Raw genomic sequence first — 11,659 nt, forward strand, 5'->3', positions numbered from 1 at the left:
TGTGCACGTTACCGCCTGTCAGGGCGCTGATGGGGCGTGCGGAGGCTGGACCAGGTCCGGGCGGTGCTGAGGTGGGGCGCGTGCCCGCTGCTGCCCGGGGTGTTCAGGGTGAGCTCGGCCCACACGGTCTTGTGGTCGACGTGGCGGTCGAAGCCCCAACGGGACGCGAGCCGGTCCACCAGGATCAGCCCGCGGCCGCCGGTGTGGTCGGGGGTCCGGATCTCCGGGTCCCGCGGCGAGGAGTCGTCGACCTCGATCCGCAACCGCGCACCGTCGCCGGTCAGGAACATGCGGCAGGACCGGGGCGCCCCGCCGTGCTGGAGTGCGTTGCTGACGAGCTCGTCGGCCACCAGGACCGCGTCGTCGGCGATCACGCCACCGTGACCCGACAGCAGGTCGCGGAGCAGTCGCCGCACCTCGCTGGTCGCCGCCCCGTCCAACGTGCGGCTGATGTAGTTGTCGCCGCTGAGCCCGGGATCGTCGCTGTGCGCGCCCTCCGTTGGCATCGGTCACCCCTGACGTCGTGAACGTCGTGTCGCACCCGGCTGTGCGAGCTTTCGACATACCCGGCGTACGCGGGAAGGAAACCTGAGCCGGGCGCTGCGCGCCCGGCACCGCGAAGCGGGCGAAGCCCCACCACCCCGGACACCAGTCCTTGCCAACCCAACCCCGTGCCGGACCCGCTGCCATCCCGAAGACCAGCCCCTCCGGCGAGGACGCCCGTCCGGCGAGGACACCGCCCACGACGGGGACCACCCAGCAGCGAAACCCACACAAGGCAAACAAGGCTGTCGCGCCGTCCACAAGATCAGCGCTTCTGAATTACCGTCCCCGGATTTCCGAGGCGTTTGTGCAGAATGCTTGCTGCGGTGTGCATTCGTCCTTGGGCGTCGCCGCTGCCGGGGTGAGAATGGCACATTGTGCCGGATGCGGGGAGTTGTCAGTTCGGGGAGATCTCGGGCCGGGTTCGTGCGCGGCTGGCGCTGGACCTCGATGAGCTGCGGCGGCTGGTCGGCATGACCTACCGGCAGCTGGCGTGCCGGACCGGCTGCGCGCGGAGCACCCTCAACGACGCCCTGACCGGTCGGCGCTTCCCGCGTCTCGAAACCGTCCTCGCCATCGTGCGGGCCTGTGGCGGGGACACCGCCACCTGGCGAAGACGCTGGGTCGCGGCCAGCCGCGGCCTGCCCGTGCACCCGCCGGTGCCGGACCTGCGGGACCTGCTGGAACTCCTCGACATCCCCGAAGCCCAGGTGGCTCGCGCGCTGGTGCGGTGGCGGGCGCTGACTCAGGTGACCGAGACCGGCACGGTGCCGACGATGTCGCCGCAGGCCACGAGACCGAGGTGACGGGAGTCCTGCGAGCGCCGGTTGTCCCCGGTGACCACGACGTGGCCGGCGGGCACCCGCGCGACGCCGGGCATGGTGTCCGCGAGCCAGCCGGGCACCGGGTCGCCGCCGATCGCGGCGACTCGTTTGACCCGGTACGGCGGGTCCGCCGGGTCGGACGGCGGCACGGCGAAGACGATGACGTCGCCGCGTCGTGGTGGGCGGCGCAGCCGCCGCACGAACAACCGCTGCCGGTCGTGCAGCGTGGGCGCCATGCTGTGCCCGCGCACGGTCACCCGGGTCCACCACCTGCCGAGCAGCGTCACGTCGTTCCCCCATCGCTCGCGGTCACCCGCGCGTCCTGGTAGCCACCGGCCTGGAGGCGGAACAGCCGCGCGTACTCACCGTCCGCGTCCATCAGCTCGTCGTGACTGCCCTGCTCGACGATCCGCCCGCCCGCGAGCGTGACGACGAGGTCGGCGGCACGCAGGGACGACATCCGGTGTGACACGAGCAGCCGGGTGCGCCCCGCCGCGTGCCGCGCCAGCGTCGCGTGCACGCGGTGCTCGCCCTCGGCGTCGAGCCCCGCGGTGGGCTCGTCGAGCACGAGCAGGTCGGCGTCGGTGCGCATGAGGCACCTCGCGAGCGCCACGCGCTGCCACTGCCCGCCCGACAGCACGACCCCCGGGTGGTCGTCGTCACCGTGGGTGCGGGAGAGCATCGTGTCGTAGCCGTCCGGCAGCGCCTCGAGCGTGTCCGCGATGCCCGCGGACCGGGCGGCGGCCGCGATCCGCGCGTGGTCGTCGATCCGGTCGACCCGGCCGAGTCCCACGTTCTCGGCGGCGGTGAGGTCGTAGGTCATGAAGTCCTGGAAGGTGACGCTGACACGGGCGCGCAGCGCGGCCAGGTCGAGGTCGCGCAGGTCGGTGCCGTTCCACGTGATCGTGCCCCGGTCCGGGTCGTGGAACCGGCAGAGCAGCTTCACGAGCGTGCTCTTCCCCGCCCCGTTCACGCCGACGACACCGACCGCCGCCCCCGCCGGGATGGTCAGGTCCACCCCGCGCAGCACCCACGGCCCGTCGTCGCGGTAGCGGAACCAGACGTCCCGCAGCTCGATCGTCGCGCCCCGGGCGGGGAGCGTGGTGCCCGCGGTGAGGTCGTCGCCGGTGTGGACGATGTCGAGGTAGTGGCCGAAGAGCCGCACCGCCCTGCTGGCCTCGCCCAGCTGGAGCACCACGCCGGAGAGCCCGGTCTGCACGCCCGCGACCGCGCCGAGGAACAGCACGAGGTCGCCCACCGAGGACCCGCCGTGGCGCACGTCCGCCGCGACCACGACGGTGCCCACGCCGGTGACCCCGGCGCCGAGCAGCGCCAGCACGCTCTGCACCGCCGTGCCGCGGCGGGCCGCGACGAGCCGTGCGCGCGAGGTCCGCCGGAGCGAGTCGACCATCCGCGTGTGCAGCAGCGGGCCGAGGCCGAACAGGCGGATCTCCTTGGCCGCGCGGATGTCCGTGAGCAGCGTGCGGTAGAACAGCCGCCGCCGGTCGGTCGCCACCCACGCCTCCTCCGTGGCCGTTTCCCGGCGCGCGGTCGCGAGCCGCGCGAGCACCGCGGTGACGACCGACGCGGCGAGCAGCAGGACCATCGGCGGCCACACGACGAACAGCGCACCGGCGAAGCTCGTCAGCAGCACGACCGACCGGATCAGCTCCTGCGCGAACTGCGAGATCGTGCCCGGGGCGTCCTGCGCGGCCTGCTCGGCGAGCCGCAGCCGGTCGTGGAAGGCGGGGTTCTCGAGGTGGCGCATGCCCGGCAGCGTCGAGACGCGGTGGAACAAGGTGCTCTCGACGGTGAGCGTGACGCGGTGCTGCAACACCTCGCCGAGGTGGCCCCCGACGTACAGCAGCACGATCGCGAGGCCGCCGGCCACGGCCCCGGCGAGCGCCAGCAGCACCGCGCGGCCCGTGCTCGCGGTGCCCGCGGTGAGCTCGTCGACGAGCAGCATGGTCAGCCACGCGCCGCACGCCGGGGCCGTCCCGGCGACGACGGTGAGCAGCAACGTCGCCGTGGCCACCACCGGCGCCGCCCGGAACGGCAGTGCGAGCGCGACGGCGGCCGCGCGGTGGGTGGGTTGCCCGGTGGGAGTCATGCCACCGGCGACGGTGTGCTCGTGAAGTGGCTTCGCCGCGCACCGGACGCGGTGACGACACCGGACTCGAGGTGCAGCAGGGTCGGGAAGGACGTGACGGCGAACGCGGTGATCGCCGGGTGCTCCACACCGATGAGCGCCACGCGCCCCAGCCGGGACAGCTTCTCGATCAGGCGTTGCGTGGTGTCCGCCGCCGGGTCACCGTCGATCAGCGCGATGAACCGCGTCGCGGGCGGTTCGGCGGCGAGCCAGTCGGACAGTGTCGTGCACGGTGCGCACCCGGCGGCGAAGAACCCGACCTGGACCGGTCCGGCGAGATCGGCCTCGGTGAGCTCGGCGCCGTCGAGGTCGGTGACCGAGAACGGTGCCACGACCCGCCCCGGTTGCGGCAGGTCGGGGTCCTTGGCGGGCAGGCCGGCCCCGTGCTGGAGCTCGCGGAGCCTGGCCACCAGGCCGAACGTCAGCAGCAGGTGCAGCGCCGTGACCACGGCGAGCAGGACGACGGCGGTCGTGAGCACGGTCAACGGTTCCTCCAGGTGGGCGCGGAGCGGCGGGTCAGGAACGTGACGTCCTCCCACCGGACGATGACGAGGCCGAGCACCGCGCCCGCGGTCAGCGCGACGAGCGCACGCGGTGCGGTGACGGTGGTGCTGTCGAACGCGGCTCCGCAGGCGGCCACGACGAGCAGCGCGTTGCGCGCGAGGTGACCGGGCCCGAGCACGCCACCCCCGCCACCGAAGCAGCGGCAGCGCACCCGCTGTCCTGTGTGGACAACGCGCGCGATGCCGGCGGCGAACGCGGCGAGCATGAGGACGGACAGGGCATACCCCGCGAGGCGGGTGGCGGGCACGAGGAGCAGCGCCGCGGTCAGCGCCTCGGCGGCGACCACCAGCACCGCCACCGGGCGAGCGGGGAGCGCACGCGGCGCCAGCACCGCGACCGAGCCGGCGAACTCGGCGAACGCGCGCACCGACCGCAGCTTCCCGGCGACCGCCCCGGCGAACACGACAACCAGCAGCGCACGGACGACGAGATCGAGCACAGGACCTCCCGGACAGGTGGTGGCCGCGCCGGCGGGGGCGCGCTCGTGCCCCCGCCGGCGCACGACTCAGCAGGTGAGGCTGTACTTGCACGCGCCGTAGCAGTTGAACCGGTAGTTGCGCCGCGTGCAGCACTGGCCGGCCTCCGGCACGCACGCACCGGCGTCCACCTTCGGCACCACCAGCGCGGCCAGCCGTTCACCGGCCCGGCGAAGAACTCGCTTCACGGGAATTCCCTTCCGTCGAGCGACTTGCAGGACGAGGCAACGCTCGCCGCAAAGCCCGGCGGACGAAAGGGGAGTCGGACGACCTCGGACAACCTCGGACACCACCGCGCTCGGGAGCCGGTGTCCGGATTGTGGGGGGCTGTCGGTTCGGTCAGGTTCCGCAGAAGGTCTGGTACGTGGCGCCGAAGTCCACGGGCGCCGGGGCCGCGTAGCGCTCGCGGCCGGGGCGTTCGTCGTAGGGGGCGGTCACCGCGGCCAGCAGCTGCTCGAGCGGGCCGAGGTCGCCCGCCGTCGCGGCGGCCAGCGCCTCCTCGACGAGGTGGTTGCGGGGGATGTGGACCGGGTTCACGCGGTCCATCGCGTCGGCGTCCGGGCCGAGCGACCGCCAGCGGGCCAGCCAGTCGTCGATCGCGGCGAGGTCGAGGAACAGTTCCCTCGCGGGCTCGGTGTCGCCGCGGGCGGCCCCGGCGAGGCGGCGGTGGAACGACGTGTGGTCGACGTGGTTGTCCTGGAGGAGGGTGACCAGCTCGGCGACGAGCGTGCCGTCGCGGTCGGCGTGGTCACCGGGCAGGCCGAGCTTGGCGTGCATGCCCGCGGACCAGGCGGCGTCGTAGCGCGGGCGGACCGTGTCGAGCGCCCCGGTCGCCAGTGCGATGGCCTCGTCCTGGTCGTCGGCGAACAGGGGGAGGAGGGCCTCGGCGAGCCGTGCGAGGTTCCACTCCGCAACGCGTGGCTGGTTGCCGTAGGCGTAGCGGCCGCCGCGGTCGATGGAGCTGTAGACGGTGGCGGGGTCGAACGCGTCCATGAACGCGCAGGGCCCGTAGTCGATGGTCTCGCCCGAGATCGTCATGTTGTCGGTGTTCATGACCCCGTGGACGAACCCGGTGAGCATCCACCGGGCCACCAGCGACGCCTGGGCGGCGACCACCGCCTCGAACAGCGCCAGGTGGGGGCGTTCCGCCTCGGCGGCGGCCGGGTGGTGCCGCGCGATGGCGTGGTCGGCGAGGCGGCGCAGGAGGTCGAGGTCGCCGCCTGCCCGCGCGTACTGGAAGGTGCCGACGCGCAGGTGGCTGCTCGCGACCCGCGCCAGCACCGCCCCCGGCAGCAGCGTGTCGCGGCGGACCGGGCGCCCGGTCGCCACCACGGCGAGGGCGCGGGTCGTGGGGATGCCGAGCGCGTGCATCGCCTCGCTGACGACGAACTCGCGCAGCATCGGGCCGACCGCGGCGAGACCGTCGCCGCCGCGGGCGAACGGGGTGCGCCCGGAACCCTTGAGGTGCAGGTCACGCGGGTGGCCGTCGACGTGACCGAGCTCGCCGAGCAGCAGCGCGCGGCCGTCACCCAGCCGCGGTGAGTAGTGACCGAACTGGTGCCCGGCGTAGGCCTGCGCCACCGGGGCCGCGCCCTCGGGGACGTGGTTGCCGACGAGCAGCCGCACCCCCTCGGGGCTGCGCAGCCAGTCGGGGTCCAGGCCCAGCTCGACCGCCAGCGGCTCGTTGAGCACCAGCAACCGCGGCGCCGGAACCTCCTCGGCCTGCCACGGCACGGCCAGCTCGGGGAGCGCGTCGGCGAAGTGGTGGCTCAGGGTGACGGCGGACGGCGCTGCGGTGCTCACACCGTCAACCGTACGTGTCGCGGGCGGGTGGTCACGGTCCGGACGGCCGCTGCTCGGCGACGGTGCCGGGCGCGGCTCCGGGGACCTCGGTGCGCACCTCGGAGTCCCGCAGCACCTCCCGGGCCTGCGCCTCGGGGTCGGCGCTGCCTGCCGCCTCCTCCTCGGGCAGCAGCGTGGCCCGCGTCTCCGCGCGCTCGTCGACACCGGTGCGCTGGTCGAACTCCTCGGGCCGGTCGAGTCCGTGCTCCGCGCGGGCGCGCTCGTCGTCCAGGTCCGTCGCGCCCAGGTCCAGTGGTTCGCTCATGCCGCAGACGTACCCCTGGCGACGCGCCTTCACGCGTGTCAGGAGATCGTGCTGCTGAGGACGTCGACCGTGTCGATGAGCCAGCGGCCGTTCTGGTTGACCAGCCCGTAGCGGTGGCGTTCGTGCGCGTCGCGGCCGTCCTTGAAGGCGATGTCGAGCGTCACCTCGACCGTGCTGCCCTGGCCGCTCACCTGCGACGCGCGCACGGCGGTGATGCCGCTCCAGTACGAGTTGTAGTAGTCGCGGCCGTTGGCCGGGCTCTGCTGGAACTTCGAGCTCAGCCGCGTCCAGCCGACGTCGGGGTTGCCGGGCATGATCGCGTAGTAGTCGGTCACCGCGGCCACGGGGGACGCCGTCGGGTCGGCGGCGGGCGGGGGCTGCTCGTTCGCGGGCGAGGACGGCGCGGGCGGTGCCGCGGACGGCTCCTCGGTCTCCTCGGTGGGCTGTGCCCGCGTGGTGGTCGTGGGCCGCGCGGAGGTCGCGCGTGCGGACGTCGTCGTCGTCTTCTCGGCCACGGGCGCGCCCGCCTTGTCGTCCGGCGGCGTGCCGTCCCTGTCGAGCACGAGGAGCGTCGTCGCGACGGCGACCACCACGAACAGCGCCGCCAGCGCGAGGATCGCCGCGGCGCGGCGACGCCGGGGCGACCCGCCCTGCGCGGGCGGCGGCGGTGCGGGTGCGGCCGGGGGTGGCGCCGGCACGGGCGCGGGGAGCACCGCCGTGGGCTCGCGGTCCTCGGCGATCTCGGCCAGCGCGGTGTGTGCCTGCGCCATCGTGGGACGGTCCGCCGGATCGGTGCTGAGGAGGCGCATGAGGACGCCGCCGAGGGGGCCCGCCTGTTTCGGCGGCACGATGTCCCCGGAGGCGATCCGGTGCAGCAACAGCATCGGGTTGCTGCTCGTGCCGGTCGGCGGCGTGCCCTCCACCGCCGTGTACAGGGTGGCGCCGAGCGAGTAGACGTCGGAGGCGTACGTGACCTCCTTGCCCTGCGCCACCTCGGGTGCCAGGTAGGCGGGGGTGCCGACGAACGTGCCCGTGGTCGTCCACGTGACGTCCTCGACCACCCGGGACACCCCGAAGTCGGTGATCTTGACGGTGTCGTCGTCGCCCACCAGCAGGTTCGCCGGTTTGACGTCGCGGTGCACGACCCCGGCCGCGTGCGCGGCGGCGAGCGCGGCCGCGGCCTGCGCCCCGAGCCGCGCGACCTCCCGGTACGGCAGCGCACCCCGCTCGTCGAGCACGCGGGACAGGCTCTTCGACGGCAGGTACTCCATCACCAGGAACGGCCGGCCACCGTCCTCGAGCACGTCGTACACGGCGGTGAGCTGCGGGTGGTCCAGCCTGGCCGCGATCCGCCCCTCGCGCATGGTCCGCGTCCTGATCTCCGCCAGCCGCGACTCGTCCAACGCGGGCGGCAGCAGCACTTCCTTCACCGCCACCGTGCGCTGCAGCCGGACGTCGTGCGCACGCCAGACGACGCCCATGCCGCCACTCCCGAGCCGCTCGTCCAGTCGGTAGCGCCCCGCGACGACCCGGTGACTGCCCATGGCTTGGTCAGTGCGCACACGTTCGGGTTACACCGTGGTCCCCGAACCAAACTCACGTTCACGGATCGTGATCGTCGAGACGCCGGTCGGCGAGCCGCGTCTCGCCTACGATGGCGTGTCGCGCCGATGCTGAATTGCCCACCGCGTGGCTCTCGCAGAGGAAGAGACATGGCCGTCAACAGCCTGGTAGACGTGATTCACAACCATTTCGGGGAGAAGCTGAGCGACAAGCTCGCCGACCGGCTCAAGGGTCGGCCGACACCGCGTGTCGAGCACCTGCACGCAGCCTACGCGGAGTTCCACCTGAGCGGTGTGCAGGACAAGCCGGAAGCCCATGTCCGCCCGTATGTGTACATGCCCGCGGCGGACAACGGGATGCTCATCGGTCCCAAGCCGCCTGGCACCTTGAAGCCCAGCGAGTTCCGGCATCTGCTGCTGTACTGCCATTCCGTGGGGTTCGAGGACCGCTTGGGGCACGCACTCTGGCGAGAGATCACCGGGTCGAACGCGCCGTACCTGGTCAGTGTCGGTGATGTGCTCGGTTACTACTCGTCTTACGCGAAGTTGCTCGCGGAGAACGTGATGGTCCCACTCGTGTTCGATCTGGAGGAGCGTTTCACCCGGCGTGGCGGGCCCGCTCTGGCGGACTCGAGCGTCTTTCTGTCGAAAGCGGACGAGGTGGTGGAGAGGATGCATCGCAAGCATTCCAGGTTCCCTTGGGATACCGCGTCGAACGCGATTTCCGACGTCGAGGACGCGTTGCTCGCCGCACACAGGTACGGGACGTTGTCCGACATGTGGTTTCCGTCCGACACGCACATCCGGTTCTTTCGCGAGTACCTGCGCCTGACCGGGGCGAAGACGGTTGCCACGGGAAGGGACATGCGGACTTTCACCCGCCTCCACCGGTGGAAGTTGCCGTCGATTCATCAGCTCGCCGACCGGGACATCATCGCGATCAGGGCGAACGAGGAAGCCTTCGCCAGCTGGCGCAGCTCGCTCTCCTCCGCGATCGCCACGTACGAGGAGGTGGAACAGGATGGTATCGGGGATCCGGGCAGGGCCTTTCGGCACCGCCTCGCTGCCGATCTCGCGGCGTTGAACAAGTCGGCGAAGGAGAAAAGCGCGATATTCGCACGCGTTTCCAAGTCGTTCACCTTCGGTGCGATCGGCGCCGCCGCCGCGGGTGGCGTGTTCGGCTGGGACCGCCTTGCTCCCGCCGTCACAACCGGAATCGGCTCCGCGGTCGCGGACATCGGTAGTGACTTGGCCGCCTCGCGAAAGTCGCGACGCGCGAACCGTGCGTTGAAGAACCACTTCGTCGTTGCCATCGATCCGGGCGGAAAGTCCTCCGCTCCTGGTCACGGTGGTCTTTGACGAGCTGGTCACACCAAGGTGGTGACTCCCGGGATCGGGGAGCACACGTGGTTCTGACGACTTGACCTGGAGCGCGCTCCAACATCCAGACTCCGCGGCCATGAAGTACCGCACTCTGGGGACGAGCTCCCCTCGGCAGGTCAGCGTGTTGAGCCTGGGCGCCATGCTGTTCGGCACGGCCACCGACGAGGCCACCTCGTACGCCATTCTCGACCGGTACGTCGAGGCCGGTGGCACGTTCGTCGACACCGCCAACAACTACGCGTACTGGGTGCACGGAACGCAGGGCGGTGAGAGCGAGTCCCTCCTCGGGCGCTGGCGTCGCGCGAACGGCGTCGGTTCGGAGGTGGTGATCGCGACGAAGCTCGCCGGGCGTCCGCTCGCGCCGAGCACCACGCTCACGACGAACATCGAGGGCCTGTCGGCGGCGGTGATCCGCGAGTCGTCGGCCCGCAGCCGCGAACGGCTCGGCGTGGACACACTGGACCTGCTCTACGCGCACGGCCAGGACCCGCGCGTGCCGCTGGAGGAGACCGTCGAGGCGTTCGGCGCCCTCGTGAACGAGGGCAGCGTCGGCCTGCTGGGGGTCAGCAACCACTGGAGCTGGCGGGTGGAACGGTGTCGCGGGCTGGCCGCGTCGGCCGGGCTGCCCGGCTACGAGGTGCTCCAGTACCACCACACGTACCTGCGGCAGCGCACGGACATGCCGAGCCGTCACTCGAAGGACGGCCAGCTGGGCGTCGCGGCGGGCGACATCCTCGACTACGTCCGCCACGAGCCCGCGCTGACGCTCGTCGCGTACAGCCCGCTGCTGTCGGGTGCCTACGTCCGTGCCGACAAACCCCTCGGTCCCGAACACGACCACGCCGGCACGCCGCCCCGGCTCGCCGCACTCCGCGAGGTGGCGAGGGAAACCGGGGCGACGCCCAACCAGGTCGTCCTGTCGTGGCTCATCGGCGGTGAGGTGCCGGTGATCCCACTGGTCGGCGCGTCGTCGGTGGCCCAGCTCGACGAGAGCCTCGCGGCCGTCGACCTCGAGCTGACCACCGGCCAACGCGCACGCCTCGACGCCGCCGGTGCCTAGTGCCGCGGATCGGCGAGCGCGGGCAGGACGTCGGCCGCGATCCGCCGCAGCTGGTCGGTGAGCCGCTCGGGCGGGAACAGCCACAGCCCCAGGGAATCCGCGCCCGCCGCGAGCAACCCGTCGAGTTTGGCCCGCACCTGTTCCGCGGTCCCGGCCACGGCGAACTCGTCGATCCACCGGTCCTCGACGACGAATGGTCCGCCCGCGGCGAGGCGCTCGCGGATCTCGGCGCCGTGCCGGGACTGCCCGACCAACGCGGTGTGCGACTCCGCCTGCAGGAAGAAGCCGACGGCCTCGCGGACCGCGTCCCGCGCCACCTGCTCGTCGTCGTCCACGGCCGCCAGCACGAAGGCGGTGAGCGGCGCCGTGCCGACGAGCTCGCGGGCCCAGGCCACATAGGCCGGCCCGGCCAGGACCGACAGCAGCACCCCGTCGGCCAGCGCGCCGGCGGCCTTCAGCGCACGCTCGTTCACCGCCCCGATCCACAGTGGCGGCGGCTGTTCCGGCGGGAACTCCAGCCGGATGCCGGCGAACTCGTGGGTGGTGGTCCGGCGGTCGACGGTGGTGCCGTTCAACAGGTCACGCAGCACCGCGAAGGTCTCGGTCACCGCCGTCAACGGCCGCTCCGGCAGCAGCCCCATCTGCTGCAGCCAGTGGCTGTTCCCGAGACCGATCGCCGCCCGGCTGCGCGCCGGGTACATCCTGGCCAGCCCGGCGAGCTCCATCGCCAGCACCGCCGGGTGCCGCGTCATCACGCTCGCCAGCCCGAGCCCCGCCGGCACCGTGGTGGTCGCCGCGAGCAACTGCGTCAACCCGGTCAGCCCGCCGGTGAAGAAGCAGTCCTCGGAGAACCACAGCTCCCCGAACCCCAGCCGTTCGGCGAGCGCCGCGCCCTCGGTCAACCGCTCCGGCGGCGTCAAGCTGCCGAAGACGACCCCAACCCTGCTGCCCATCCACGTCCTCCTCGTTCGAGCACTTGGCAGGGCTAACC

Annotated in this window: 13 protein-coding genes; 3 read left to right on the plus strand and 10 right to left on the minus strand. The window is 72.5% G+C overall.

Annotated elements, in window-relative coordinates; genetic code table 11:
- Window positions 1-8 precede the first annotated feature (8 nt).
- On the minus strand, window positions 9-506 hold the full coding sequence (locus ACYQ77_RS25415; protein WP_459715481.1) for an ATP-binding protein: 498 nt from the start codon (window positions 504-506) through the stop codon (window positions 9-11).
- A gap of 414 nt (window positions 507-920) precedes the next feature.
- On the opposite strand from ACYQ77_RS25415, the gene ACYQ77_RS25420 reads away from it, so the two are divergent.
- On the plus strand, window positions 921-1,349 hold the full coding sequence (locus ACYQ77_RS25420; protein ID WP_459715483.1) for a helix-turn-helix domain-containing protein: 429 nt from the start codon (window positions 921-923) through the stop codon (window positions 1,347-1,349).
- On the opposite strand, the gene ACYQ77_RS25425 is transcribed toward ACYQ77_RS25420, so the two are convergent.
- From ACYQ77_RS25425 to ACYQ77_RS25460, 8 genes are all read right to left on the minus strand, one after another.
- A complete protein-coding gene (locus tag ACYQ77_RS25425) occupies window positions 1,289-1,654 on the minus strand; it encodes a S26 family signal peptidase (RefSeq protein WP_459715485.1) in 366 nt (121 codons plus the stop codon). The genes ACYQ77_RS25420 and ACYQ77_RS25425 overlap by 61 nt on opposite strands.
- On the minus strand, window positions 1,651-3,477 hold the full coding sequence (locus tag ACYQ77_RS25430; protein ID WP_459715487.1) for an ABC transporter ATP-binding protein: 1,827 nt from the start codon (window positions 3,475-3,477) through the stop codon (window positions 1,651-1,653). The genes ACYQ77_RS25425 and ACYQ77_RS25430 overlap by 4 nt, the downstream gene beginning before the upstream one ends.
- Window positions 3,474-4,001, minus strand: coding sequence for a TlpA family protein disulfide reductase (locus tag ACYQ77_RS25435; protein ID WP_459715488.1), 528 nt, complete (start codon window positions 3,999-4,001; stop codon window positions 3,474-3,476). The genes ACYQ77_RS25430 and ACYQ77_RS25435 overlap by 4 nt, the downstream gene beginning before the upstream one ends.
- Complete coding sequence (locus ACYQ77_RS25440) at window positions 3,998-4,519, minus strand: MauE/DoxX family redox-associated membrane protein (protein ID WP_459715489.1); 522 nt, start codon at window positions 4,517-4,519, stop codon at window positions 3,998-4,000. The genes ACYQ77_RS25435 and ACYQ77_RS25440 overlap by 4 nt, the downstream gene beginning before the upstream one ends.
- Window positions 4,520-4,585: 66 nt before the next feature.
- Window positions 4,586-4,744: a hypothetical protein gene (locus tag ACYQ77_RS25445; RefSeq protein WP_459715491.1), complete on the minus strand. Its 159-nt coding sequence runs from the start codon at window positions 4,742-4,744 to the stop codon at window positions 4,586-4,588.
- A gap of 151 nt (window positions 4,745-4,895) precedes the next feature.
- Window positions 4,896-6,359 (minus strand): protein adenylyltransferase SelO, encoded by a 1,464-nt coding sequence (locus tag ACYQ77_RS25450; protein WP_459715492.1) that lies wholly within the window; start codon window positions 6,357-6,359, stop codon window positions 4,896-4,898.
- Between the two features lie 31 nt (window positions 6,360-6,390).
- Window positions 6,391-6,663, minus strand: coding sequence for a hypothetical protein (locus ACYQ77_RS25455; RefSeq protein ID WP_459715494.1), 273 nt, complete (start codon window positions 6,661-6,663; stop codon window positions 6,391-6,393).
- A 38-nt stretch (window positions 6,664-6,701) separates the two neighbouring features.
- Entirely contained in the window at window positions 6,702-8,225 is a 1,524-nt protein-coding gene (locus tag ACYQ77_RS25460; RefSeq protein WP_459715496.1) for a serine/threonine-protein kinase, read from the minus strand.
- 150 nt (window positions 8,226-8,375) lie between these two features.
- On the opposite strand from ACYQ77_RS25460, the gene ACYQ77_RS25465 reads away from it, so the two are divergent.
- A complete protein-coding gene (locus ACYQ77_RS25465) occupies window positions 8,376-9,584 on the plus strand; it encodes a hypothetical protein (protein ID WP_459715497.1) in 1,209 nt (402 codons plus the stop codon).
- Between the two features lie 100 nt (window positions 9,585-9,684).
- A complete protein-coding gene (locus ACYQ77_RS25470; RefSeq protein ID WP_459715500.1) occupies window positions 9,685-10,668 on the plus strand; it encodes an aldo/keto reductase in 984 nt (327 codons plus the stop codon).
- Here the strand turns inward: ACYQ77_RS25470 and ACYQ77_RS25475 are convergent.
- A complete protein-coding gene (locus tag ACYQ77_RS25475) occupies window positions 10,665-11,621 on the minus strand; it encodes an LLM class flavin-dependent oxidoreductase (protein ID WP_459715502.1) in 957 nt (318 codons plus the stop codon). The genes ACYQ77_RS25470 and ACYQ77_RS25475 overlap by 4 nt on opposite strands.
- Window positions 11,622-11,659 lie beyond the last annotated feature (38 nt).

It is taken from the genome of Actinophytocola sp. KF-1, from assembly GCF_054661535.1.

Coding starts and splice junctions, on each gene's coding strand:
- ACYQ77_RS25415 (WP_459715481.1), bottom strand. CDS start 506: ATGCCAACGGAGGGCGCGCACAGCGACGATCCCGGGCTCAGCGGCGAC.
- ACYQ77_RS25430 (WP_459715487.1), bottom strand. CDS start 3,477: ATGACTCCCACCGGGCAACCCACCCACCGCGCGGCCGCCGTCGCGCTC.
- ACYQ77_RS25455 (WP_459715494.1), bottom strand. CDS start 6,663: ATGAGCGAACCACTGGACCTGGGCGCGACGGACCTGGACGACGAGCGC.
- ACYQ77_RS25465 (WP_459715497.1), top strand. CDS start 8,376: ATGGCCGTCAACAGCCTGGTAGACGTGATTCACAACCATTTCGGGGAG.
- ACYQ77_RS25470 (WP_459715500.1), top strand. CDS start 9,685: ATGAAGTACCGCACTCTGGGGACGAGCTCCCCTCGGCAGGTCAGCGTG.
- ACYQ77_RS25475 (WP_459715502.1), bottom strand. CDS start 11,621: ATGGGCAGCAGGGTTGGGGTCGTCTTCGGCAGCTTGACGCCGCCGGAG.